At 65.3% G+C, this 23,974-nt stretch carries 26 protein-coding genes and 1 tRNA gene; 11 read left to right on the forward strand and 16 right to left on the reverse strand.

From position 1 onward, the window contains the following. Positions 1 to 22 precede the first annotated feature (22 nt). Positions 23 to 817, reverse strand: a complete 795-nt coding sequence (locus ABT352_RS03140; RefSeq protein WP_350942080.1) for a hypothetical protein — start codon at positions 815 to 817, stop codon at positions 23 to 25. A gap of 140 nt (positions 818 to 957) precedes the next feature. Between ABT352_RS03140 and ABT352_RS03145 the strand changes: the two genes are divergently transcribed. Beyond that, positions 958 to 1,770, forward strand: coding sequence for a PrsW family glutamic-type intramembrane protease (locus tag ABT352_RS03145; protein ID WP_350942082.1), 813 nt, complete (start codon positions 958 to 960; stop codon positions 1,768 to 1,770). Positions 1,771 to 1,805: 35 nt separating this feature from the next. Here the strand turns inward: ABT352_RS03145 and ABT352_RS03150 are convergent, their stop codons facing one another. Next, entirely contained in the window at positions 1,806 to 2,771 is a 966-nt protein-coding gene (locus tag ABT352_RS03150) for an NUDIX hydrolase (RefSeq protein ID WP_350942084.1), read from the reverse strand. Between the two features lie 56 nt (positions 2,772 to 2,827). Here ABT352_RS03150 and ABT352_RS40745 point away from each other — a divergent pair, with 56 nt between their 5' ends. Continuing rightward, on the forward strand, positions 2,828 to 3,934 hold the full coding sequence (locus ABT352_RS40745) for a DUF4328 domain-containing protein (RefSeq protein WP_502992764.1): 1,107 nt from the start codon (positions 2,828 to 2,830) through the stop codon (positions 3,932 to 3,934). Positions 3,935 to 3,959: 25 nt separating this feature from the next. Here the strand turns inward: ABT352_RS40745 and ABT352_RS03165 are convergent, their stop codons facing one another. Then, positions 3,960 to 4,763: a M15 family metallopeptidase gene (locus ABT352_RS03165; RefSeq protein WP_350942086.1), complete on the reverse strand. Its 804-nt coding sequence runs from the start codon at positions 4,761 to 4,763 to the stop codon at positions 3,960 to 3,962. A 486-nt stretch (positions 4,764 to 5,249) separates the two neighbouring features. On the opposite strand from ABT352_RS03165, the gene ABT352_RS03170 reads away from it, so the two are divergent. Beyond that, entirely contained in the window at positions 5,250 to 6,431 is a 1,182-nt protein-coding gene (locus ABT352_RS03170) for a DUF8462 domain-containing protein (RefSeq protein WP_329088482.1), read from the forward strand. Positions 6,432 to 6,550: 119 nt separating this feature from the next. Here ABT352_RS03170 and ABT352_RS03175 read toward each other — a convergent pair whose 3' ends face one another. Beyond that, positions 6,551 to 7,396 (reverse strand): MauE/DoxX family redox-associated membrane protein, encoded by an 846-nt coding sequence (locus tag ABT352_RS03175; RefSeq protein WP_350942087.1) that lies wholly within the window; start codon positions 7,394 to 7,396, stop codon positions 6,551 to 6,553. A 5-nt stretch (positions 7,397 to 7,401) separates the two neighbouring features. Then, positions 7,402 to 8,352 (reverse strand): hypothetical protein, encoded by a 951-nt coding sequence (locus tag ABT352_RS03180; RefSeq protein ID WP_350942089.1) that lies wholly within the window; start codon positions 8,350 to 8,352, stop codon positions 7,402 to 7,404. A 293-nt stretch (positions 8,353 to 8,645) separates the two neighbouring features. On the opposite strand from ABT352_RS03180, the gene ABT352_RS03185 reads away from it, so the two are divergent. Then, positions 8,646 to 9,161, forward strand: a complete 516-nt coding sequence (locus ABT352_RS03185) for a SigE family RNA polymerase sigma factor (protein ID WP_350942091.1) — start codon at positions 8,646 to 8,648, stop codon at positions 9,159 to 9,161. On the opposite strand, the gene ABT352_RS03190 is transcribed toward ABT352_RS03185, so the two are convergent. Further along, positions 9,121 to 9,654: a MarR family winged helix-turn-helix transcriptional regulator gene (locus ABT352_RS03190; protein WP_350942092.1), complete on the reverse strand. Its 534-nt coding sequence runs from the start codon at positions 9,652 to 9,654 to the stop codon at positions 9,121 to 9,123. The two genes, ABT352_RS03185 and ABT352_RS03190, sit on opposite strands and share 41 nt — an antisense overlap. Positions 9,655 to 9,750: 96 nt before the next feature. On the opposite strand from ABT352_RS03190, the gene ABT352_RS03195 reads away from it, so the two are divergent. Both ABT352_RS03195 and ABT352_RS03200 read left to right on the forward strand, forming a co-directional pair. Then, positions 9,751 to 10,314 (forward strand): YceI family protein, encoded by a 564-nt coding sequence (locus ABT352_RS03195; RefSeq protein ID WP_344915082.1) that lies wholly within the window; start codon positions 9,751 to 9,753, stop codon positions 10,312 to 10,314. A gap of 262 nt (positions 10,315 to 10,576) precedes the next feature. After that, positions 10,577 to 10,666, forward strand: a tRNA-Ser gene (locus tag ABT352_RS03200). An 89-nt stretch (positions 10,667 to 10,755) separates the two neighbouring features. On the opposite strand, the gene ABT352_RS03205 is transcribed toward ABT352_RS03200, so the two are convergent. The 8 genes from ABT352_RS03205 to ABT352_RS03240 form a co-directional block, all read right to left on the reverse strand. After that, positions 10,756 to 12,105, reverse strand: a complete 1,350-nt coding sequence (locus tag ABT352_RS03205; RefSeq protein ID WP_350942094.1) for a tyrosine-type recombinase/integrase — start codon at positions 12,103 to 12,105, stop codon at positions 10,756 to 10,758. Then, a complete protein-coding gene (locus ABT352_RS03210) occupies positions 12,102 to 12,302 on the reverse strand; it encodes a helix-turn-helix domain-containing protein (protein WP_030926231.1) in 201 nt (66 codons plus the stop codon). Before ABT352_RS03210 ends, ABT352_RS03205 begins: the two co-directional genes overlap by 4 nt. A gap of 1 nt (position 12,303) precedes the next feature. After that, complete coding sequence (locus tag ABT352_RS03215; protein WP_350942095.1) at positions 12,304 to 14,010, reverse strand: replication initiator; 1,707 nt, start codon at positions 14,008 to 14,010, stop codon at positions 12,304 to 12,306. Continuing rightward, positions 14,007 to 14,213 carry a hypothetical protein gene (locus tag ABT352_RS03220; RefSeq protein WP_350942096.1) on the reverse strand — a complete coding sequence of 69 codons (207 nt, stop codon included), beginning with the start codon at positions 14,211 to 14,213 and terminating at the stop codon, positions 14,007 to 14,009. Before ABT352_RS03220 ends, ABT352_RS03215 begins: the two co-directional genes overlap by 4 nt. Further along, entirely contained in the window at positions 14,210 to 15,634 is a 1,425-nt protein-coding gene (locus ABT352_RS03225) for an FtsK/SpoIIIE domain-containing protein (protein WP_350942097.1), read from the reverse strand. Before ABT352_RS03225 ends, ABT352_RS03220 begins: the two co-directional genes overlap by 4 nt. A gap of 82 nt (positions 15,635 to 15,716) precedes the next feature. Further along, entirely contained in the window at positions 15,717 to 16,046 is a 330-nt protein-coding gene (locus ABT352_RS03230; protein ID WP_350942098.1) for a hypothetical protein, read from the reverse strand. Continuing rightward, positions 16,043 to 16,471 carry a plasmid replication, integration and excision activator gene (locus ABT352_RS03235; RefSeq protein WP_350942099.1) on the reverse strand — a complete coding sequence of 143 codons (429 nt, stop codon included), beginning with the start codon at positions 16,469 to 16,471 and terminating at the stop codon, positions 16,043 to 16,045. The genes ABT352_RS03230 and ABT352_RS03235 overlap by 4 nt, the downstream gene beginning before the upstream one ends. A 122-nt stretch (positions 16,472 to 16,593) precedes the next feature. After that, positions 16,594 to 17,325: a GntR family transcriptional regulator gene (locus ABT352_RS03240; protein ID WP_350942100.1), complete on the reverse strand. Its 732-nt coding sequence runs from the start codon at positions 17,323 to 17,325 to the stop codon at positions 16,594 to 16,596. A 255-nt stretch (positions 17,326 to 17,580) separates the two neighbouring features. Between ABT352_RS03240 and ABT352_RS03245 the strand changes: the two genes are divergently transcribed. Beyond that, positions 17,581 to 17,703, forward strand: a complete 123-nt coding sequence (locus ABT352_RS03245; protein ID WP_350942101.1) for a hypothetical protein — start codon at positions 17,581 to 17,583, stop codon at positions 17,701 to 17,703. Between the two features lie 49 nt (positions 17,704 to 17,752). Here the strand turns inward: ABT352_RS03245 and ABT352_RS03250 are convergent, their stop codons facing one another. Continuing rightward, the gene (locus tag ABT352_RS03250; protein WP_350942102.1) at positions 17,753 to 18,103 is read right to left on the reverse strand and encodes a hypothetical protein; all 351 of its coding nucleotides are present in this window, start codon (positions 18,101 to 18,103) and stop codon (positions 17,753 to 17,755) included. A gap of 376 nt (positions 18,104 to 18,479) precedes the next feature. Between ABT352_RS03250 and ABT352_RS03255 the strand changes: the two genes are divergently transcribed. After that, positions 18,480 to 19,910 (forward strand): helix-turn-helix domain-containing protein, encoded by a 1,431-nt coding sequence (locus tag ABT352_RS03255; protein ID WP_350943530.1) that lies wholly within the window; start codon positions 18,480 to 18,482, stop codon positions 19,908 to 19,910. On the opposite strand, the gene cutA is transcribed toward ABT352_RS03255, so the two are convergent. Continuing rightward, positions 19,876 to 20,220 (reverse strand): divalent-cation tolerance protein CutA, encoded by a 345-nt coding sequence (gene cutA / locus ABT352_RS03260; RefSeq protein WP_350942103.1) that lies wholly within the window; start codon positions 20,218 to 20,220, stop codon positions 19,876 to 19,878. The genes ABT352_RS03255 and cutA overlap by 35 nt on opposite strands. A gap of 416 nt (positions 20,221 to 20,636) precedes the next feature. Between cutA and ABT352_RS03265 the strand changes: the two genes are divergently transcribed. From ABT352_RS03265 to ABT352_RS03275, 3 genes are all read left to right on the forward strand, one after another. Next, the gene (locus ABT352_RS03265) at positions 20,637 to 21,899 is read left to right on the forward strand and encodes a class I SAM-dependent methyltransferase (RefSeq protein WP_350942104.1); all 1,263 of its coding nucleotides are present in this window, start codon (positions 20,637 to 20,639) and stop codon (positions 21,897 to 21,899) included. A gap of 313 nt (positions 21,900 to 22,212) precedes the next feature. Next, the gene (locus tag ABT352_RS03270) at positions 22,213 to 23,268 is read left to right on the forward strand and encodes a GmrSD restriction endonuclease domain-containing protein (RefSeq protein ID WP_350942105.1); all 1,056 of its coding nucleotides are present in this window, start codon (positions 22,213 to 22,215) and stop codon (positions 23,266 to 23,268) included. Further along, positions 23,258 to 23,932 (forward strand): HEPN domain-containing protein, encoded by a 675-nt coding sequence (locus ABT352_RS03275; protein WP_350942106.1) that lies wholly within the window; start codon positions 23,258 to 23,260, stop codon positions 23,930 to 23,932. The genes ABT352_RS03270 and ABT352_RS03275 overlap by 11 nt, the downstream gene beginning before the upstream one ends. Positions 23,933 to 23,974: the final 42 nt, after the last annotated feature.

Raw genomic sequence — 23,974 nt, forward strand, 5'->3', positions numbered from 1 at the left:
AGCACTTCTGCATCAAAGGTCATCACTGCTGGAACCCCGGCGGTTGAATGTCGGGATTCGTAGGAGTGGAAGGATCGCCGGGGTTCGTGGGGCCGGAGGGAGCGGAAGGATCGCCGGGATTCGTAGGAGCGGAAGGATCACCGGGGTTCGTGGGGGCGGAGGGATCGCCGGGATTCGTAGGAGCGGAGGGATCACCGGGGTTCGTAGGAGCGGTGGGAGCAGTGGGGGCGGTCGCGCCGGGGCTGGGGGTGGTCGCGCCGCAGAGTCCCAGGGCCCGCCGCTGCGCGGCTATCTGGTCGACCGGAGCCTGGTAGGTGAGCCGCTCCTCGGGCGACGGTTCGTACCGCCACGCACTGCTCTCGAAGACGAAGCCGAACTCCGTCGTCTCGCCGAGCCTGGCCGCCTCGACCCTGGCGCTGTCCCCGGTGACCGTGACGGTGGAGATGGCGAGCGGGGAGTTCGTCTGGAGCGGCGGGCAGATCTCGAACAGCCGCACATACTCCTCCCGCGCGATCAGCCCCTGCGCCTCGACGGTCCACAGGTCCCAGAAGTCGCCGTACAACCCGCTGCTGTAGGCGTCGAGTGCCGGCTGGACGGCCTGGCGGACCGAGACCTCCGAGTGCTCGCCGCCGCCTGTCGGGGATGTGCTCGGCGGTGACGAGGGCGGGTTGAGCACCGTGAGAACGGTGATGAGGGCCCCGATGGCCACCCCGACGGCCATGATGACTATCGCGGCCAGCCCGCGTCCTGTCTCGCCACGTGGCGGCTGGCCGTACTGCGGCGGGTAGCCCACGTGCGGTCTCCGGGGGGCTGGCAAGAGCGGATAAAAGTGATCATAACGCTCGCAGCTCTCGGCTGACCACGTCATCGGTCCGGTGATCGCGCTGGAGTCGACATTTAGGTAAACATCGACAAATCGCCCGAATCTAGGGCAAACCTACTGGGAAATTACCTACCATGCGAGACCATTTGCGCTTCTATCGGCATCGATGGTTCAAGGCGTGGATCGCCCTGATCGTTCTGTCCTTCTCGCTCATCACCATGATGCAGGTGGCCGGTAACCAGGCCGTCCTGCCCGCGGCCTTCTTCTACGGGGCGGCAGCCGGGCCCATCGCGCTCCTGCTCGCCGTCCACGACCGTATCCACATCGCCACCAGCGTGCCGGCCATGACGCTGGCGAGCATGTTCATGTTCGGCGGGGGCGTCGCACTCCTGCTCGGCGGCTACTTCGACGCGCTTCTCATCTCCGAGAAGAACAGCACCTCGATCCTGAGGGTCGGCTGGATCGAGGAACCCGCGAAACTCGTCCCGCCCCTCGCGGTCGCGCTCACCGGCCGCCACCTCACCAAGGCCGCGGGTATCGCACTCGGCCTGGCGTGCGCGACCGGGTTCGCGATCATGGAATCGATGGCCTACGCCTGGAAGAGCGTCGCCAACCACGACGGTGCCATGGGTGCGGGCACGGTCCTTCTCCTGCGCGGCCTCAGCACCCCCTTCAGCCACCTCGTCTGGACGGGCCTGGTCTGCGCGGTGGCCTTCGGCGTCTGGGAGGTCCGGGGGCGCGCCGTCGTCGCCCTGCCCATCGTCGTCGCCTTCGTCACGGCGGCCATGCTCCACTCGCTCAGCGACGGCCTGCTCATCCTGGACATCCCCCGGCCGGCGAGGCTGTTCTTCATCGCCACCGCCGTGACGAGCTACTGGCTGTTCCACCGGGCCACCCGAGATCTGAAACCGGTGCCGCCCCTGGAACCGGAACCGTCCCGCGCCTGATCCGCGGGGTCGGAGTCCCGCGCTGATCCGCTGTGTCAGAGCTGTGCCAGCAGCCACCGAGGCCCGGTGACCTCGGCGCCCAGTTCCGTGACCCGCTCGCGCAGCCCTCGGTCGGCGGTGACGACCAGGACGTGCTCCCACGGCCGCGCGTCCCGTACGGCCTGGACGACGGCGTCGTCCCCGCTCCCCGGCGCGGCGATCACCCGGACGCCGGGTACGGAGGCGACGCCGCGGGCGGCTCCCTCGACGATCGCGGTCAGCCTGGGAAACCAGCGTGCCAGCGTCGGCGTACGGCCGGGCACGGCCAACCGGCCGTCGCCGGCGCTCGCGCCGACCTCGGCGAGCAGTCTGGCCGCCGCCCCCGCGCGATCCCTCCACCAGCCGTGCTCGGCGCGGGCGCCCACGATGTTGGCGATGTCGAGGACGACGAGGGAGGGGGTGAGCGCGAGGCCGACGACCGGCCAGGTCGCGGCGAAGCCGGGGTGGAGCTCCCTCGCGGTGATCTCCTCGGTGGGGACCCAGCGCAGGTCGTCGCTCTCGGCGCTGGCGGGGACCACGCGCAGCAACTCGGAGGCCTCGGCGATCACGGTCTCGAAGGACCAGCCGCCGTGGTCGTCGAGGTAGACGCCCTGGATCCGTAGATCGGTACCGTCCAGCGCGGCCTCCTCGAAGGCCTCGCGCAGCGCGGTCTCGATCGTGTCCTCGTGGCTGTCGCGGGCGCCGCCCGGCAGTCCCCAGGTGCCGCCGTGGTGGCTCCACGCGGCGCGCTTCTGCATCAGGACGCGGGGCCCGTCCGCGGGGTCGTGGTGGACGGCGAGCAGACCGGCCGCGCCGTACACCCCCCAGTGCCGGTGCCCGAGATCGCACCGGGCCCAACCGTCCCCATCCCTCGCCGTCATGACTTCATGATGTCCCAGGGCATGCTTGAGGATTCTCCGCCCCCGGCCGATCAGGGAGACGCCGGGGATGGAGGGGACGACCGGCAGGTAAAAATCGTTCATGCTGCCATGTCATGATCCGGCATACTTGCCGTTTTGATCCTCGTTGAAGGACTCGCATGTATCCGAGCGCGCGTTTCGCACCTGTTCGCGTCCTGCGGCCGGTCCGCGCGTTCGCGACCGTGGCCCTCACCCTGATCGCACTGAACTCCGTCTTCGCCGCGGGGACCTCGGTGCTTCGGCTCCTCCACCGGGAGGGCTGGTCGTGGCGGGCGGCCGACGAGTGGAACGCCGTGTTCGCGCTGCTCCTCTCCCCGATCCTCCTTCTTTTCCTGGCCCTCCAACTGGCGGCGGGCATCGCCTTCATGTGCTGGTCGTTCCGCGCCCGGGCCAACGCGTACGCGATCTCTCCCGGTGTTCTCCACAGGTACGCCACGCCGTTCCTGGTGTTCGGATGGATCGCCCCCCTCGTCAACCTGTTCGTCCCCAAGGGGCTCGTCGACGACATCCTGACCACCTCAAGGCCCGGCGGGCTGCGACCGGGAACCGACCTCTACCGGGGACGCCGCTCGGGTCTGGTCTGGGCGTGGTGGCTGGCATGGCTGGCGTGGACGGTGGCGGAGGCGGCGTCCGTGCCCCTGGGGTACGCGGGCATGACCATTACGGAGACCGTCGTCCTCGTCGCCTGCGTCCTGCTGCCGATCGTCGCGGGCCTGCTCGCCGCCCGGGTCATCCTGAGGATCACCAATCTTCAGGAGAGCGCCCGTGCCGGCCTGCCCGCGGGGGGAGGACCCCTGAAGAGGCAGGGGCCACCGGTGGGTTCCTACCTCGGTCTCACCACCGTCGTCGTACGCGACTACGACGAGGCCATCGGCTTCTACCTGAACATCCTCGGCTTCGAACTCCTGGAGGACACGCCGCTGGGCGACGGCAGGCGCTGGGTGACCGTCCGCCCGCGCGGCGCCAGGGAGACGGCGCTGCTGCTCGCACGCGCCAACGGTTCTGAGCAGGAGGCCAGGGTCGGCGACCAGACCGGCGGCAGGGTCGGCCTGTTCCTGCACACCGACGACTTCACCCGCGACTACGAGCGCCTGCTGGCGGCGGGCGTCGCCTTCGAGGAGGCCCCGCGCAGCGAGCCGTACGGCCAGGTCGTCGTCTTCCGGGACCTGTACGGCAACCGCTGGGACCTGCTCCAGCCCGCCGACGTCTCCCCGGCGTACGGCTAGCCCGGCCCTGCTCGATGTGCCGGGCTCAGCTCCCGCCCTTCGCGAAGTGCTGGTAGTCCCTGGCGCCGGACCAGGAGCCGCCCCACTCCCAGCCCTTCCGCTCGAAGGCCCTGACCACGCGGTCACCCGGGTTGATCACCCCGGGAGCCTTCAGCGGGCGCTCGGCGAACTCGCGGGCGTTCTTGTGCGACACCGAGCCGTTGGCGTACACGTACGGGTTCTCGCGCGGGTTGATGTCGATCGCCCGGCCGTAGGCGTGCTTGGACCAGTTGCTCGTCCCCTCCACGGGGCGGCAGTTGAAGGCCGAGGTGTTGTCGGCCTCGATGGAGGCGAAGTCGCTGGCCTTGTAGACGTCGACGAGCTCCATCCTGCGGATCGGCCAGCGCCAGTCGTACAGGCGACGGAAGACGGAGACGATGTCGTCGGTGACGTCCTTGTTCACGACCAGCTCGCCGGTGTGTGGTTTGTCGTCGAAGCCCCAGTAGGTCATCGTGATCAGCCGCAGGTCGCCGACCGGGACCGGGCATCCGGGCCGCCACGAGTGTTCGAGCCGTTCACGGGCGATCCGGGAGACCTTCGCGGCGAACTCCGGCGGGCCCGTCGGGGTCGGCGACACCGTGGTGGACGGGCCGGCCGTCGGCGTCGCGGCGGACGGCTCCGGGGGGGCCACCCCGGTGGAGGGCGAGGACGCCGAGATCGGCTCGGAGGTGGCCGGGGGCGCGGCCGGGGCGGGCTGGGAGGTGGCCGGGCCACACGCGGCCGCCGCCAGGCAGCCGGCGGTCGCCGCGAGCACGGCCCGCGTACGGATCATGAATCGGGAACCTGACACGTGCCGCCTCCTCAGAAAAACGGACAAAAGCGACAAAAGGCTATTGTAGGCGACCGGCCCGCCCGGGGCGGGAGGTGGCTGCGGCGGTGATCCACCCGTGGTCGATCGTAGGCTCCGGCGGTCAGGCCCCGATCTCGGCGACGTTCTCCGAGGCGCTGTTCTCCGAGAGGGCGTTCTCCGAGGGGGTGCCGCTTACGGCCGGATTCGTGGTCGCTTGGCGTGGGGGCCCACATTCCTTGGGGAGGCTTTTCATCGAAACGTATCGCGCCTGTGTTCGAACCCGCGCTACAGTCATGGGCACGGGATCGAACACGGGTTCGGTCTGATGTTCTCCCAGGTGAGGGGTGTGCCATGGCGACGCTCGCGGTGCCGTCGACGACGCGCCCCCCGCTCCCTCGCCCGCCGGCGGAGGGCGGCGCGACACGCCGTAGCGCTTTCTACGGAATTCTAAGCAGGCCGCTATATCCCGTCATAAAGTCCGAGAGCGTGGACCCCGTGCGCAATCCCTACGCTCCCGGTGCCGGACAACGCCCCCCGGAGCTCGCCGGCCGCGACCGCGAGCTGCAGCAGTTCGAGATCGTCCTGGAACGGGTGGCCAGAGGGCGCCCCGAGCGCAGCATGGTGGTCACCGGGCTGCGCGGCGTGGGCAAGACCGTTCTGCTCAACACCTTCAAGTCGATGGCCATGCAGCGGTTGTGGGGCACCGGCAAGATCGAGGCGAGACCCGACCAGTCGATCCGGCGTCCGGTGGCCGCCGCCCTGCACATGGCGATCAGAGAGCTCGCCCCGAGGCATCGGGCGCCCGAGCGCATCGAGGAGTTCCTCGGTGTGCTCAAGGCGTTCGCGATGCGCGACCCGTCCGCGGCCAAGGGCACCTCGCACTGGTCGCCCGCGATCGACGTGCCCGCGGGCCGGGGGCGGGCCGACTCCGGAGACCTGGAGATCGACCTCACCGAGCTGTTCGTCGACGCCGCCGCGGTCGCCACCGACCTGGGGGTCGGCATCGCCCTGTTCATCGACGAGATGCAGGACGTGCAGGCCCCCGACGTCTCTGCGCTCTGCGCGGCCTGCCATGAGCTCTCCCAGAGCGGCGGCCCGCTGATCGTGGTCGGCGCCGGCCTGCCGCACCTGCCCAGCGTGCTCTCGGCGAGCAAGAGTTACTCCGAGCGCCTCTTCCGCTACGCGAGGATCGATCGCCTCGACCGGGAGGCGGCCGACCTCGCGCTCATCGCCCCGGCCGAGAGCGAGGGCGTGGAGTTCACCCAGGACGCCCTCGACGCCCTCTACGTGGCCGCCGACGGTTACCCCTACTTCGTCCAGGCGTACGGCAAGGTCGCCTGGGACCTGGCGCTGCGCAGCCCGATCACCGCCGACGACATCAGGGTCTCCGCGCCGGAGGCCGAGGAGGAGCTCGCGGTCGGGTTCTTCGGCAGCCGCTACGAGCGGGCCACCCCCGCCGAGCGCGACTACATGCACGCCATGGCCGCCATCGGTGACGAGCCCGTCGCCACCGCCGAGGTGGCCGAAGGGCTCGGCCGCAAGCCGTCGAGTCTCTCCCCGGCCCGTGACAGCCTCATCAAGAAGGGCCTCATCTACAGCGCGGAACGCGGGCTGATCGCGTTCACCGTTCCGCACTTCGGAAAATTCCTGCGGTCACAACCGGTCTGATCGAACAAATGTTCGATATAGTGTGCGGGAACCCCTAGCCCTCTATATGGCTCTCTAGTGGGGAAGCTAGAGAGCCATATAGAGCTCAATCGTGCTGCCCTAGGAAAATCTAGGGCTCTCTAGCGTCCGGCCGATATCGGCAGAGATTCCGGCAGAGACTCCGTCGCCACCGGCCGCCCGTCCAGGCCGACCATCGCGACCCGCACCGCCGGGTGCCGTCCGCTCAGATAGATCGCGAAGACCACGTCGACGGGGTCGCCCGCGTGGCTGTTGCCCGGATAGACGAAGAACCGCCAGCACAGCTCCCGCCAGCTGTCGACCGGATCCTTGCTCGACAGCAGTCCCAGGTGCGAACGCCAGACGGCGCTCGACCGCAGCCGTCCGAGCGCGGTGGCCGGGTCGAGGCGGCGCTGCTCGCAGGGCGCCCGGTGGCGGAGCCTCGCGACGGTCTCCTCGATCTCCGGCGAGAGCGCGGCGAGCAGCAGCAACCCCGCGAGCGCGGCCGACGCGTGGGTCCACGTCAGATCCGCCATCGACTCCCAACCGGGGATCCCCGGGGTGAGGAGCAGTCCGAGGGACATCGCCGTCAGGACCATGGTGCGGCCGAGTGACCGCCGTCCCACCGGAAGCGCGCTGACCTCGCCGAAGCAGCCGCAGCCCGCGTCCGGGCGGCGACGCCGCAGCTCCCACAGGACGTAGGTGGAGACCGCGAAGAACCCGGCGGTCGCCCACCGGAAGAACGGATGACCGGTCAGCAGCAGCCCGCTCGCCAGGAACAACTCCACGAACGCGCAGCACAGCATCGCCGGCGCGCGCCAGCGCTCGGGCACCAGCACGGCCGGCCCCAGCTTGCTCAGCATGCCCGGCTCGGTCTCGCGTACGACCGTTCCGATCTTCGCGACCGTGCCCGCGACCAGCAGCACGAACACGACCGGTAGCTGTGCGGCGGCGATCGTCGTCAACATCCGTGTCACCCCATTCCAAGCCGGGCGTTGAAGCACCCGGTGGTCAGGTCTCCGCCGAGTTCCACGAAGGAACTCGGTGACAGTTCCAGAATCCGGCCGCGCGGGGAGGTGCCGCACTCCAGACACCGGTCACAGAATCGGCCGGCGAGGCAGCCGCAGGCCACGATCGGCAGGAGCGAGGTGCGCCCGGCGCACACGTTGCGCACGTTGAGCATCGACCCCAGCGCCAGGTACGGCAACCCCGCGCAGGACACCCCGGTGTCGTCGCACGCCGTGTCGGCCCGCTCCAGCATGGGGTAGGCCACCCCCTGCTCTCCGTCGTCGAAGGTGTCCGACCAGGTCGCCGTGCCCGAGATCCGCGACTGCACGCCTACGTAGCCGGAGGGCGGTGGCGGTACGGCCGTCCACCGGTAGGGCGGCTGCGAGGTCGCGGGCAACCGCGCCCGCGCCGCACCGTCCTCGCGGACCCCGATGGCGTCGAACAGATAGCCGGGCTCGAACCGCGGATGCCTCACCCGCAGCCGGCCTGAGGAGCGGTAGGGGATGACGATCGTGCGCCGCCCGCGGTGCGGCCCGCAGTACAGCTCCACGGTGTGGTCCTTGCCCTCGGTACCGATCGACTGGATCACCCCGGTGATCCTGGTGATGTCCGCCCAGATCCGGTCCACGACCCGGCCGGACCGCAGCGCCTTGATGATCACGTTGGCCCCCCGGGGGAGGTCGGCGGGGCTGACGGCCTCACCGCGCCAGGCGGTCGCCCACGGGGCGATGACGAGCCGCTCCTCCTCGCCCTCCGGGGTGTCGATGACGATCAGATGCGGGCTGACGTCGAGGACGGTGCCGCTGACCGCGTGGAAGGACTCGCCTTCGAAGGGGAGAGGGCCCGGCTCCTGGACGGTCCGGCCAAGCGCGGCGGCAGCCAGCGTACGACGGCGATCGGCGCTGCGATAGGGCATCGTCGCTCCCCAATTCTGCGAGGTGTCGCAGCCAGCGTCACACGCTTCGCGGAATCCCGCTGTCCGCTCCACGAATAATCACGGCAGGTGTCCAACCAGGTACTAAAGTTCCCCTCCCTGGTGGAACGCATTGGCGCCCACCCCACAACAAACCGCTATCTAATGGTTCTTGCGTGCTCCATCGCCCATCGAAGCCGATCTTTACCTTTGATGGATGAAATATAGATTTCGGTTCAGCCGCAGTATGGGTTCGGGCTGCGATTCTGGCACCTAAGCACCTGGAGCACAGGCTGGTGATCGCGGTGATCGGCGGGACCGACGAGGAGTTCCGCGAGTATGTCCTTGCTCGCGGCCCCGCGCTGCTGCGTGCCGCCTACCGGCTCACCGGGCATCCGAGCGACGCCGAGGACCTGCTGCAGGCGGCGCTGGTCAAGACCTACCTCGCCTGGGACCGCATCCAGGACCGCGGCGCCCTGGACGGATACGTACGCCGGGCGATGGTCAACATCAACATCTCCTGGTGGCGGCGGCGCAAGCTGGAGGAGTATCCGTCGGGCGAGCTCCCCGAGCCGGTCGCCGCGGGCGGCCAACACCTGCCGGAACGTGTCGAGCAGGCCCTCGACCGGCTGCCCACCCGGATGCGGACCGCCGTCGTCCTGCGCTACTACGAGGACATGACCGAGCCGGAGATCGCCAAGGCCCTGGGGATCAGCATCGGGACGGTCAAGAGCACGGTCTCCCGGGGAATGGCCAAACTCCGCGGGGACCTCACGCCCTCCGAGCCGCGGCACCTGGATCGGACGGGATGAGCGCGCCCTCCTCCTGCCGGAAGTCCTCGGCCCCCGCGGTGGCGCACGGTCGTACGGCGTCGCGGATGGTCCTGAGGGTGGCGAGGAAGGAGTCGAGCTCCGCGGGAGGGAGAAGCCCGGTGAACCAGGTCTCGATGTCGATCAGGTGTTGCGGGAGGACCTCGCCGAGCCGGTCGACGCCGGTCTCGGTGATGGCCGCGTAGGAGGCCCGCCGGTCGGTGGGACACGCCTGTCTCATGACCAGGCCCTCGCGCTCCAGCCGGTCGACGACCCGGGTCGTCCCGCTCGTGGACAGGCTCGTCTGCGCCGCCAGATCACTCATGCGCAGCCGCCGCTGTGGCGAGCGCGCCAGCCTGACCAACGTCTCGAAGTCGACCTCCGAAAGCCCCGCGGCCGCGAAGGACTCGTGCGACTTCGCCGCGATGCCGCTGTAGACCTCGGCGAGGAGGCCCATCGCCGTCAGCCGGGGGTCGTCAAAGTGGTTCACGGTCATACCCTACCCGACAGTAGTTGACGAGAGGAATATTTCTCGTGTAGAAATCTGTTGACGCAACCATCCAATCGGCAAGCATCTCTTCGGGAGCAGAAAATGACCACTCGGACCTGGGAGAACCTTCAGATCCCCGCCCCGGGCACCTACGCTCTGGACGTCGCCCACACCCAGATCGGCTTCGTCGTCAAGCACATGATGGTGAGCAAGGTTCGCGGTCACTTCAACGAGTTCGCCGGCACCGTCACCATCGCCGAGAACCCCCTCGACTCCTCCGCGCAGCTTTCGATCAAGACCGCGAGCATCACCACCGGTGCTCCCGACCGTGACGGCCACCTGCGCAGCGACGACTTCCTCTCCGCGGAGAAGTTCCCCGAGCTGACCTTCCGCAGCACCCGCGTTCTGGGTCACTCCGGTGACGAGTTCACCCTCGTCGGTGACCTCACCATCCGCGACGTCACCAAGCCGGTCGAGCTCACCGTCGAGTACGGCGGCGCCGGCACCAACCCGTGGGGCCAGGACGTCTGGGGCTTCTCGATCAAGGCCGAGATCGACCGCGAGGAGTTCGGCCTGACCTGGAACCAGGCGCTGGAGACCGGCGGCGTCCTGGTCGGCAAGAAGATCAAGATCGAGATCGAGGGCGAGGCCAACCCGGCCGCCTGATCTCCGTGACCACCCGAGGTCCCACCGGACGGTCGGGACCTCGGAAGTGTTCACGTGGTGAGATGTAGCGTCTCGCAAACTGGGAATCCACAGGATTTCCGCCACACCCAGCTGCGGATTCCCCAGTTTGTCCACAGGGGCGAGGAGAGTTATCCACTGCTTGTGGATAACTCTCCCCCAACTCTTGCCCGAGACGTGATCGTTAACCACTTTGCCGCCTCGCCTGATGGCCGGTACTCTGTGCTGAGCCGAACGGCAACCAGGAGGCTTCGCCTAGTCAGGTCTATGGCGCCGCACTGCTAATGCGGTTTGGGTTTACCGCCCATCCGGGGTTCAAATCCCCGAGCCTCCGCACTTCAGAGGCCCTCTCCCGAGAGACGGGGAGAGGGCCTTTTTGATCTCTAAAGGTGCTGTAGTTGCAGTCCTAGTTGCAACGAGGGTTCAGGACTCCCCCCAGAGCGCGGAGGCCAGCCGTTCCCCGGCATCGCGCATCAACGGTGTGGACACGTGCGCGTACCTCTCGGTCGTGGTCACCCTCGTGTGGCCCAGGACCTCCTGAACGACGCGGATGTTCACACCCTGCTCGATGAGGAGTGTCGCGGCCGTGTGGCGAGCGTCGTGCACCCGGACGTCCCGAACCCCAGCCTGCTTGAGGATGGTTTTCCACACCTTCCAGTCCTCGGTGCGCTCGATCGGACCGCCGTGGCGGGTGGCGAACACGAGATCGTGGTCCTCCCAGCGATCCCCCGCCTTGAGACGCTCGGCGGCCTGGACCTTGCGGTGTGCCTTGAGGAGCGCGAGCAACTCGGGAGGGCATTGAAGGGTGAGCTTGCTCTTGCCCTTTCGCTGACGGAAGACGATGCCCCCGCCCGTGCGTTTCGGGCACTTGTCGGCGTGGCTCGTACAGTCCTTGAGACAGGTCCTCTTGAAACAGGTGTGCCCCTGCTTCTTGCAACCCTCCTTACAGCCGGGGTTGTGTCCGTGATCACTGCACTTCTTTTTGCAGGGCCAGCGGTGCCACCTCTCTCCGCATTTATGGGGATCGGCGCACCCGTGTTGCCATTCGGTGCGCTGGATCTGGAACCACGCCCTGATCACTCCGGTCTCCAGGTCGACGTACTGCCAGCGGAGCCCGAGCGCCTCGCCCTGGCGGATGCCGAGAGCCAGAGCGACCGACCAGCGCGCCCCGTTCCGCCGAGTGCCGGCCACGTCGAGGATATTGCGAGCTTCCTCGCGGCTCAGCGGTTCGATCTCGGTGGAAGCCGCCGAGGGAGCGTCGACGAGGGTTGCGACGTTCCGCGTGAGCTTGTTGCGGCGCACCGCGATGGTCAGCGCCCGCGACAGGATGCGATGAACCTTGAGCACGGTGCTGGTCGAGAGGTTCTTCTCAAGCATCGTGGTGTAGGCCGTGTCGAGGTGCTCGGGAGCGAGCCGGTTGAGCCGATGCCGTCCGAGCAGCGGAATGATCCAGTGACGCGTCTTGGACCGGTAGTCCGTCAACGTGCGCGGCGCCATCTTGCCGGAGATCACGAGCCGCTCACAGATCACGTCGAGATACTCGGTCATCCACTCGGCGACGGTGGGCGCACGGCCAGGCTTGGTGACCTGTCCCGACTCCCGGTTGTTCTCCAGTTCCCTGACCTTGCGGGTCACTTCGGCCTCAGTCGTGGCCATCCGGTGACGACGGTCGAGGGAGCCGTCCGGCTTGATGCCCAAAGTGACCCAGCCGTGCCAGTAGCCGTCATTGCCGAAGTAGATCGAGGACCGGCCGTCCGGTTTCTTCGCCATCATGCCGCCTCTTCCTGGGAGAGCCCCGCCTTGGCCTCCAGCGCGCGGGCGAACTCATGGAGCGCCCACCGGGGAACCAGCCGGTATCCCTCGTCCTTGATCGACTTGAGTTCGCCGGTCTTGATCAGCCGGAAGACGGCCGTACGACTCATGCCGAGCATCACGGCGGCATCCTTAGGCCGGTAGAACAGTGGTTCCATGTCAGGCCGCCTCTCCGATTATCGAAAGATCTTCGATTGGTCGTCCGTCTGCTCTGGCTTGGAGTTCGATCAGGCGTGCGCGGGTGCGCTGGCGGTTGGCGACCTCGCGCAGCAGTCGTTTGGCCAGCGGGGTGCGGTTGGGATCTTTGGAGGAGACCGGTCGCCAGACGTAGCGGTGCGGGTCGGTCACGGTCTCGTCGGGAAGGCCGAGCATGTCGAGCACCCAGGCCCGCCGATCCTGCTTGTGTTCGCGCAGGGTCTTGTTCGACCACTTACGCGAGACCAGGACGCGCCGTCCGGCGTAGCCGAGGTGTTCGGTCTTGTGGGCCTTGCCTCGGCAGCGGCCCGGCACCATGCCCGCTTTGGCGCCCTTGGGTTGCACGCCGTAGCGCAGCCAGTTCGCGCACGCCGGGGAGCACGGTTCGTAGCGCAGTGCTTCGACCATGCGGGTGACGTGGTCGCGACGGGCCTGGTTGTCGGTGTCTTTGGGGTCGAGGGGGTCGCCGAGGTTCTTGGTCAGGTACTTGGACAGGTAGATGAGGCACTGGTCGGCATCCGGCGACCCGGCCAGCACGCCCTGAACATCGGCTTGGGCACCGAAGCGGACCACGTGCAAGGGGTCGGCCGCCTCGTCGGTGCCGAGCTGGTCGAGGGCCTCGTCCCAGGTGGGCAGGAGTTCCCCGGTGGCCGGGTCGAGGTAGTCGCCGGCCTGGCTGTCGGGGTAGGGCTCAGCGCGTTCGGCCCGCTCGCTCCAGACCGGCAGGCGGTCGCCGTCGAAGCGGACTTCATCGACGGACGGCCACCACACCTGGTGGTAGGTCGCGGCGGCGATCGCTTTGACCTCCGCACGGGGCATGGTGCCGCGGATCGCCATGTGCAGATGGGGAGCGAGCCGCTTTTGAGGCTCCACGGTGGCGAAGTACTGCACGTCATAGCCCGCCACCCGGCGAAGGTTCTGCACGAACCGATCCACCAGCTTGGAGAAGTGCAACGCGTCGCGAGCCGCGCGAGCGTAGTCGTAGGTGGCCGGGTTGACCGGGACGCCGTTGTGGATGCGTCCGTAGGAGGGAAGCGTCAGGGTGATGAACATGGACGGCCGGTAGACCTTGCCGTCGGAGGCGATGAACGTTCGCCCGAGGGTGGTGTTCTGCTTGGCCCGCTTGGGCAGGTCCGGCGCATCCTGGCGACGCCTCGTGGAACGGGAGCGCTTGGGAGTCGACCGGCCGCCCAGGACGTTGCCGCGCATCCCGGCGGCGTTGATCTCCGCGTCGATGCCCGCGATGGCCTCGTCCCAGTCGAGGGTGTCGTCCCCGTCTCTCTCGGCCTCGTCCCGTTTGGCCTGGACGTCGGCCCGGAATTCGATCAGCCACCGCTGGTCGTCGGTGGAGGGGTGCGGTTCGGCGATGGGTTCGGCCTCCAGGTGCCAGCCCTCGCGGCACTGAGCCTTACGCAGCTGCTTGTTGCGTTGCGCGCACGGCGGGCATTTGGCTTCCTGCGTGGTCCCGCAGGGGATGTTGAACGACTCGACGGTGCCGGTGTGGGTGTCCAGGCGCCGCAGTTCGAGGGGGCGGATGCAGACGCCGTTGAGCTTGGCCACCTCGATTGCCACGTCGAGGGCGAAGGGCAGGGTGTCGCGCACTAGGCGGGGAAGGGTGCGATCAGCGCCGTCCGGCGAGGAGGAGGCGGGGGAAGCGGGGGTGTCGGTCACTGTTCCTTCTCCTCTCGGTCGAGTCGGTCGAGCACGTCGGCGGTGAAGCGGTAGGCGTCGCTGTAGGGGTCGCGGCGCAGCCGGATGTTCACCAGGTCTGAGAGCACCAGCTCAAAGCGCGCCGGGGAGTCGGACAGGGAGCCGAGGAGGCGGAAGGGGATCGCGTCGATCTCGGCGAGGCTGCCCTGAATGATGATCTTCACTGGGGTGCCTCCCCGGCGAAGTCGGCGACCATGGCGCGAATATCGGCGTCGGAGACGTAGCCGGCACGGGCACGGATCGGATCGGGCGAGGACTCCAAGCGGACGTAGCCGATGCCCGCCCCCTGCTCGGGAACCGGGGAGATGTGATCGGCCAGCGCGCCCCGATCCCGAGCGCCATCGCCGAGCACCATGTCCACCTGCTCGGACTCATCCAGCCGCAACGCGATCTTGTCGGGGAACAGGTTGCGGACGTTCATGACCTCCTTGCGCGGATCCTGAAGAGCCGCCATCACGCCGAACCCGACCGCCCGGCCCTGCGTCGTCAGCGTCGCCAACGCAGCCGAGATGCGCAGCTTGAGACCCTTGTCGGACTGGTAAGCGGTCAGAAACGCCACCTCGTCGACCACCACCAGGACGAACGGGTCATCGACGGTGGGGGTGTGGTTGCGCTGGAGCCCGGCGAACCGATCGGCCCGCTCCTGCATGACCTGCACTGCCGCTTCCAGCAGATCGGCGCAGTCGGCAGGGTTCGCCGCGTAGCGGGTGCCGAACAGGTCACGTCCGAAAGACAGTTCCATGCGCTTGGGATCCAGCGCCCAGACCTGGACCAGGCCCGCCCGCACCGCAGGCAGCAATCCCCGGATGGTGGACCAGATGATCGAGCCCTTGCCCGCTCCGGTAGCACCGGCCACCAGGACATGCGTGCCGTGCACGTTGAGCCGCCACGGGGTGCCGTCCTCACACCGGCCGATCTCGACCGGCCCGACCGAAGCCACCTCGGGAATCGGGAGCGCGGGTAACGGGGTGGCCAGCGGGTCACGCCGGGGGAAGGCCAGCAGCAACCGGCCCGATCGGGCGACGGTGACGCGGCAGGAGGTGGCGCCGAAGCCGTGGGCGAGGTGGTCGAGGCGGTCGGTCCAGTCCTTGACCGACTGTCCGCTGATCATTTTCACCGTGACCAGATCGGCCCACGAGGTACAGGTGACGCGGATGATGCGGGGAAGGTAGTCGCGGCCCCGCAGGTTCCGGCCGAGACCGGAGACGATCATCACCGGTTGCCAGTGACGCCGATACACCCACACCAGCCGCCAGAAGGCCAGCAGCCGCCAGCCCATCCACCGGTTGAACGAGGCCCGATCGAAGAACGGCCACGGCGCGAGGATCGAGAGCGGAACGGCGACGGCGACCAGGGCGACGCGCCAGCCGTACAAGGCGACGAGCACGACGGGAGCGGCGAGGACGGCGACGGCGATCGGGTGACGCCAGATGAGCCGGAGCATTCCGGCCAGCAGTCGCCCCAGGAAGATGGTGATGGTGAGGATGGCCGGGGTCGTGACCACGGCCGGGCGGAAGACGACGGCGGTGTCGGGGGTGGTGGTGACGAGGGTTCGTGTCTCGTCACCGGGCAGTTTTTTGAACATTAGGCTGGAGTCCTCTCTTGATTCGCTGTCTGGGGAGACGAGGGGCCGCCGGAATGCCAGTTCCAGCGGCCCCGCTTGCGTGTCAGGCCGCCTTGCCCTGCTCGGACTCGTCGACGACCTGGTGGGGGTTGGTGGACTGTTCGGTGTGCAGGCGCTCGCAGTCGGCCAGGTAGCGCGCGGCTGCTTCGGCGATCTGCCGGGCGAGGATCACGTCCCGTTCGGTGACCGGTCCGCCGCCGGTGGTGGAGATGACCACCTGGGCCTCACGGGAGGACAGGGACAGGAACGGCCGCCCGTTGTCGCCACCCAGCGCTCTGACCGACAGGTACGGAGTGCGAAACGAGGTGTCGAGCCGGGTGCCGTCCTCGTCGAGCGTCACCACGGCGCGGGTGTAGGGCAGGTACTCCCTCATGCCGCCACGTCCTTACCGGCCGCCGCAGCCTTGGCCGCAGGCGCAGCCGAACGGGGAGGACGCATCGCGGTTGCGCGAATCGACCAGGCCAGACGGCCGGTGTTCTGGCCGACGTAGGCGGTGGCGGTCATGCCGTCGAACTCCACCGGCACGAACGGCACCCCCGGCAGCGCCGCCGGGACGACCGGCTGAACCGGCGACAGGATCTTGACCGCCACCGTCTTCTGTCCGGCCTTCACGGTCGGATCGGCGTCCATCACCGCGACCTGCCAGACCAGTTCTCCGGTGGTCTTGTCCTTGGCGTAGACCGTGCGCCCCTTGGACGAGGCGTCGAAGTCCTTGACCTGCTCGACCTCACCGACGACGTAGCAGCCGTGCGGGAAGACCTGGTGAAAGCTGACGGGGATGGGTCCCTGAAGGGCCATAAAGCAACAACTCCTCTTCTTGACTGGCCAGACTGCTTGACTGACCAAGTTGCCTCTACATTAAGCACGAAGCCCGCTTGGTTAGTCAAGTGCACCAAGCGGGCTTCGTGAGGAAAGTTGGATTACCGGATCGGGTAGGCGTCTTCCAGCTCGTGAAGATCACCGGGAAGCACGGTCTCCACCACCACCCACGGCTTACCGGTCGCATCGCAGGCGACCGCGTACACGGCCAGCAGCGCCGCCGAGGGCTTCACTCCCAGGAGTTTGCGTTCCTCGGCCGTGGGGTTGCGCGCGGTGATGTGCTCGATGATGTGATCCAGCGAGACGCCGGCCGCACTCTCCACATACCGCCGGATGCCCTGGCGCAGATCAGCTGACTCCGCCAGCGCCGTCCAGTCGGCGACACTGGCCGGTACCCAGGTGGCGGAGATCTCGGTAGGTTCGCCGTCGCGCTCTACCAGGAGCCTGCGCAGCACGACCGCGGATTTCTGTTCCAGGCCGAGATAGGCGGCGATGCGGTTGGGAGCCTCCACCGGTCCGGCCGTCAGCAGCTTGCTCGCGGCCTGGGTCTCTGTCCGGTCGAGAAGTTCGCGGCCCGTGCGCGCCTTCTGGTCTTTGGAGATCGCCGGGCGACCGCGCACGAAACGGCCCTTGCCCTGTTGGGTGACGATCCATCCCTGATCGCGCAGAACGCCGAGAGCCTTGACCACCGTGGGCCGTGCCATGCCGAACTCCGCCATGAGCGTGTGTTCACTGGGCAGCAGCGAGCCCGCCGGATACTCGCCGGAGTCGATGCGCCGTTCAAGCTCGGCGATCAACTGCGCGTACTTGGGAGGCGTGTACTCAAACGACATTAGAGCCTCACAATCAACATGCTTGTCTAGCCAAGCAGGCTATCAGCGCATGTCAGTGATGCGAAGCCTTCGACCGACAGGAAGTTCTCACCCCGTGACGCGACGACACGACCAACCAAGGCCAGCCGTGCCGCCGCGTCCGCCTATCGGGCCTCCCCGGAGAGCAACGCCCTCCATATATCGCTGGCCTGCCGGATCGGCCATCGATAGGTCTCGTGAACTTCCGGACTGCCGTCCAGCTGGAGCGTGCGGCGGATGAACCCCTGTCCTCCGGCCTGGCACAGCTCATACAACGTGGCCCGGCACCGGCAGGTCCAGCTGATCACCCGCAGGCGCGCCGTCCCCCTGTCAGGGCTCAGCCAGACCAGCCGCGTGTGACCACGCTGCGGGGTGGTCACATGCGGACTCAGACAGCCCGTCAGTTCGATCACTGCGGAGCGCAACTCGTCGGGCCGGGAACCGGGGCCGGTCCCCGCTCGCGAAGCTCAATGCAACGACTCGCCACCCGGCGCGCGGCCGTCACCGGATCATTCGCCGGACAGAAGGCGTAGCGCCGACGACGAGCCCGGCCTGCCTCCTGCCCGGCCCACCACCGGAACACCTGGCCATCGGTCCACACCACCAGCCCGAACCAGACCGACACCAATGCCAGCCCGTACCCGTCGTGAACATCGGAGGCGATGTTCAACGCGGCCAACTCGTCGTGCAACCGCCGCGCGGCCCGTACCGGCGTGATCGCTTTCTGCCGACTGATGGCCGGAATCTCGTTGCCGCTCATCAGGCCGCCACCTCGCCAGAGCCCAGGCAGTCGAAGCACTTGATCCGGACCGGCTTTACCGCCTGGCCGTCAATGCGGCATTCGACATCGGCACGGCCCCGGCGAATCCACCGCCAGCCACGACCACAGCAAGTCCCGCAACCCTCACCCGTCGACTCACCCTCGGAAATCATGGATCAAGGTTCGTCACCTGCGGTTACCCAACCCATCCCGAGCCGGAATCCTTACCCCGAATAGCCGATATCCCTTGACGGGATAACTCCCAGCGGCAAGCGTGGGATATCCGGAAGCCGCAGCCGCAAAGGAGGCGCCACCTATGCCAGCAGATGCGACTAAACCAGTCGTTATCCTGCCGGAACTGTGGCAGCGCCCCGAAATGCTAACGGCCCTCCAAAACCGCAATATCGGCCAGGTATTTCGGCTCATTCGCCAATACGCCGGAGTCAGCCAAACCCGCATCGGCACCGCCGTGAACCTCAGCCAAGGCAAGATCAGCGAGATCATGAAGGGAACCGTCAAGGTCACCGCCTTCGACGTCTTCGAACGCGTCGCCGACGGCCTGGACATGCCCAACCCCGCCCGCATGGCCCTGGGACTCGCCCCCCGCACCACGCCACCACGCGTGATCGACACCACCACCCATCCCGCCGCAGTCATCCCGTCTCGGGATGGAAGGCCAACAAGCTCCCTGCCTAGCGTGGAAAGCGTTGTAGCCACCGGCCCGCGCCACCTCGATGACCCCTGGGACGTCGACCTTCCAACGCTGGCCTGGATCGTGGGAAGGCTGGACTCACACGTGGACCGTCGAACAATGCTCCTGCTCGCCGCCGGAATGACCGCCGAAGCCGCGGCCACCATCAGCGACCCCTGGGAGCGACTTTCTCGCGCCCTCACCGGACCCCAAGCCCTCGATGACGACACCATCGAGCGCCTCGAAGCGCGCACCATCGGCTTTCACCGCCTGGAGTACGTGCTTCCGGCCCGCGCCATCTACCAAGGGCTCACCACCCACATCAACGAACTCAGCACCCTGCTCCAAAGCGGCCCCTCTGACCGCTACCGCCGACGCCTGGCCGCCACAGCCGGCGAAGCCGCCACCCTCGCCTCCTGGATCGCCTGGGACCTCAAGCAGCCTGGACAGTCCGCCTCGTTCGAACGCGTCTCGGCCCTGGCCGCCAAGGAGAGCGGGCACCAGATCATCCAGGCGTGCACCCACGCCTACAAGTCCTACGCCGTCGAAGGCCGCGCCGCCTACGACGCCATACGCCACGCCCAGCAGTTCCTCCCCGCCCAGGGAGACGACGCCACCCGCGCCTGGCTCCTCAGCCGCGAAGCCGAAGAACTCGCCGCCCTCGGTGACCGCCGCGCCATCGAGGTCATGCACCAGGCCCAAGAGGCATACGGCCGAGCCCGCCCGCACCGCGAACGCGCCTGGACCCGCTTCCTCGACCCCGGCCGCATGGCCGCCTTCCAGCTCTCCACCTACGTACGACTCGGCGATGAGCACCACGTCATCGAAGCCGGCCAGACCGCCCTGTCCGCCGTCGCCCAGGAGAGCGACCACAAGAAGGCCGCGATCGTCTACGCCGACATCGCCCAAGCCCAACTCCAGATCGGCGACATTGCCGAAGGAATCACCTACGCCCGCCGCGCCCTGGAATCCGCCCAGCGCAGCGAATCCACCTGGGGCATCGAACACCTCACCACCGTAGAGAAGACCCTGGCACCCCACACCGACCACGCCGTCCGCGAGCTGCTCGGCGACATCGCCGCTACCCGCCGGAACCAGGGGCCGTCTCCCGCCTGATCCACTCCAAGTAGTCAGCCGTCCCCGCCACGAGTGCGCTGGCGATGATCTGCGGCACCTCATAAGAGTGCAGCTCCTGCACACACCGCGCCAGATCCTCGAACCGCCCAGCGGTCGTCGTCATCAGCAACAACCACTCACCAGAGCGCTGAATCTGCCCAGCCCACCAGTAGGTCGACTCGATCGGCGCGACGACCTGAGCCCCCGCAGCCAGCCGACGCTCCACCACTGCCGAACAAATCCGATCAGCCTCATCACGACTGCTCGCAGTCACGCGGACCTCGATGCAATCCGAAGTTTTTTCGATCATGCCAACACACTGCCGAATTGTTCTCATAGGTATCAAGAGGCGGCGGCGCTGCGCGCCGTCGCCCGGCCCTGCGCCTGCGGCGCACGCCGGGCATGCGGCCTTGGGGCCGGTCCCGACGCGCGAGCAGGACTCCGGGCCGTCGCCGCACGCGTGCCGCGCCGTCCCTATCCCCCCACTGGCGTTTGGTCGCGCCGCCTCGATGCAGCCCGACGATCGCCTCATCTTGGCTGAGGTCTGCTGTGGTCGGGGGCGATCGAAGATCCAGGGTTCGTCCCTCACCCTGGCTCACCGGGGAAGGAGACTGAGCGCCGTTAAGCAGGTCGGAGCTCTAGACAGGCTTGATATTCATGATCATCGGCGATTAAGCTATCGTGAGCTCTGCCATTAGCAGACCAGGTCAGAGAGCGGAGAGCGTGGTGAGCAGTCCTGCTGACGTCGGTGACCAGGTGGACTTGTTCGCCGTAGATCGGGCCGTCCCAGCTCGTGCGCGCAAGCTCACGCCGAAGCGTCCACAGAGCGATACTGCAGGGCTGGCTGATGTCTTCCCGTATTATGCAGGATTTTCTTTTGACTGGGCACAAACTCAGCTTCAGGCCAACAAGACAGACGCTCCGGTTGTTTTGGATCCATGGAACGGCAGCGGCACTACTACTCTTGCTGCTCGCTCAAATGGCATTCGATCCATCGGCTTAGATCTAAACCCCATAGCTAACGTCGTTGCACAGCTTCGGGTCCAAGTTGGCAATGGCGCCGAAAGATGCGAACCTCCAAAATACAGGAAATCTACCCCGTTTACGGACGATGATCCACTCCTGCATTGGTTTAGTCTCGCGACTACCAAAAGGCTAAGAGACTGGACTCGATCCCTACGCGCATTGCCTAGAAGTCGAGCAGCAATCGGCTATGTTTCCCTCTTCAGGGTCGTTCGCCGCCTTACTGATAGTTTCGAAGGTAGCAATCCTACTTGGGTACGGCGGGCATCCGGTGACGATGCCCTAGTGGACTTAGACAGGAAAGAGCTTGACAAACTAATCGTAGAGGATCAGTTCTTTATCTCCACAAGACTGACTAGCGAAGTCTATGCAGATGTTCCTACTTCTATTATTACTGGGTCATCGACTTGTCTTCCGCTTGCCGATCAGACTGTAGATTTGATTCTCACCTCTCCACCTTATCTGACGCGCATCGACTACGCGGTAGCGTACTCACGAGAGCTCGCTGTTCTTGGAATTAATGTGTCTCGCGATCGCACACTTCGCTCTTCCCTAATGGGAACCACACTTATTCGACCTCAGAGAGACCTTTCGGACAGCCCGTATGGATCGATTGCGAGTCAGCTTCTACAAGATGTTTCCTCGCATCAAAGCAAAGCTTCTTCGGGCTATTATCTGAAGCAAACACGTCAGTATCTAGATGATCTAGTCGCAAGTCTCGACGAAATCACGCGTGTAGCAAAGAGTAATGCCGTGATGAAGCTCGTAGTTCAAGATTCTTACTATAAAGATATCCCGATCCGTTTAGCGGAAATTTGCGTTGAAGAGGCTGAACTTCGAGGCTGGCACTTCTCTAAATGGGATCAAACTGAGGTTAGTCGAACTCTCACCCAAGTTAACACAGCAGCGAGAGCTTATGAAAAAGGCAAGGTGCACGAGACGGTCATGAAGCTCGTTAAGGGCTGATATCGCTTCTCGGATTCCCTTTCATTGCAGCCTTCTTGGTTTGTGTAACTTTTGTACCTTTTCGCATCCTGTGTGAACTAGGAAACCCATTGCGAAGAAAGTCCCCAATTGGGGACTTTGACCATTTCGCCGAGGGTAAATGTGAGCCAGCTCTTGTAAGGGGGCGATTCAAGCAATTAGAGTCTTCCTGAGTGCCCACTTGGCCCCGTACCCAAAGACCTCGCGGAGCCAGAGAGTGGGGTGTTCGCTAGGAGCGTCTCGCTCATTGTCTAACAATTAATGTTCAACATCTGCAGGGACACTTAATTTGAACGTGACACCGCAAGAACAACGCAATGAGCTAGACATTCAGCGCCGGCAAGTCGATTTCGATACGTATGATGTAACTGTCGATGAACTGTTGCGACGGGTCGAAAGAGGTCGAGTAGATGTCGCCCCTGCGTATCAGCGAAAATTTCGCTGGGACGGCGAACGTCAATCAAAGCTCGTAGAGTCAATTTTTCTGGGAATCCCAATCCCCCCATTATTCATGGCGACAAACCAGATTATTGGTACTTCCAGTAATTGGGAAGTCGTCGATGGCCTGCAGCGTGTCACGACTTTGGTAAATTTCGCAGGAAATGACAATGCGCGCACCAGAATCGGACTAAAGGGTTCACCGCTTAAGCTTGAAAAGCTTGAAAAGCTAAATTCCTTTCACCAATTTTCATTCTCTGACCTGCCGGGCGACCTACGAGGGCTATTCGAGGATCGCCCACTTAAGGTAATCGTCTTGAATGACAAGAGTGAAATTAGGGTTCGCTTTGATCTTTTTGAAAGAATAAATACAGGCGGAATTAAGCTAACCCACCAAGAGGTTCGCGAGTGCGTCTTCCGGGGCGACTTTATCGACTTAATCGATACGCTTTCGGAGCGGCCTTCATTCGAGGCCGTAGTGCGTCTGCCGGTGTCAAGTAAAAATGACGGCACTCCTCAAGAATATGTTTTGAGGTTCTTTGCTTATCTAGAGCGGTATATGCAGTTCGAGCACGCAGTGAAGGAGTTTCTGGACGAGTTCACCATCACTGCGCGTGACTCTCCGCAAGTCGAAAAACGTACGAAGATTTTCGAGAAAACCTTCGATTATCTAGAGCGGTGTTTTCCCGAAGGTATCAAAAGCCGCAAAGGAACAACCCCTGTTAACCTCTATGAAGGTGTAGCCGTTGGAGCGGCCCTTGCCTTCAAAGAAAATCCAAGGTTATCTCTCCCGAGGGACTTGACCTGGGTTCTAGGAGATGAACTGAAGCAATATATATCAGGCGCGACCAATACTCGTTCTCGTGTAAGAGGCAGAATAGAATATTGCAGGGATAAGTTCCTTGGCCGCTAAGATCGACTGTGATCCCCTAGAGAAGGCGTTACGTGAGCGCGTAGAAGTCGCACGTCGACTTGTTGATGCTACAAAGTTGAAGCCAGTGCCTGCCGGAGATGTCTCCAGAGAAGCTCGTGGTTTAGCTATTGTGCTCCTATTTGCCGCCTACGAGAATTTGCTCACAGCTCTATGTAGGACTCTCCTTGAATCCGCAGCTAAGTCGCGGGCGCGAGGAAGAAGGCTAAAGCCTGGCCTGCAATTATTCCTTGCCCATAATGAGCTTTCTGGGTTAGCGGATGGTGGCAAGAGTCGGATTTGGAGAAGCGCTGGTCTAGAGTTAATCAAGGCGCTTAATGATAGGCCTGCAGCCAGCTTAAATATGAACCTCTTTCCAAATGATGGTAGTTTCATGAAATCTTCGCAAGTGAAACTGTTTTGCGAAGTGTTCGACCTCGGTGACCCCGGACCAATCTTGAGGGAAGTTTGGCCAAGAATTAATACTATTGTTGACCAGCGAAACGCCATCGCTCACGGACGAACAACGCCCGACGAAATTGGCCGGAGCTATAGTTATGATGAGCTCATTAAGCTCACCCGATTATGGGAAGAGCGATGGGTTGACTTTCTTAAATGGGTAGAGGCGTCGTGTCAAGGTCCTTTGGTTTTCCTTAAATCAAGGTGAGTGTACAGATGAGACCCGCAGGAGATGATCGCGCCTGAGGGG

The organism is Streptosporangium sp. NPDC000563 (genome assembly GCF_040299985.1).
Taxonomy (GTDB): Bacteria; Actinomycetota; Actinomycetes; order Streptosporangiales; family Streptosporangiaceae; genus Streptosporangium.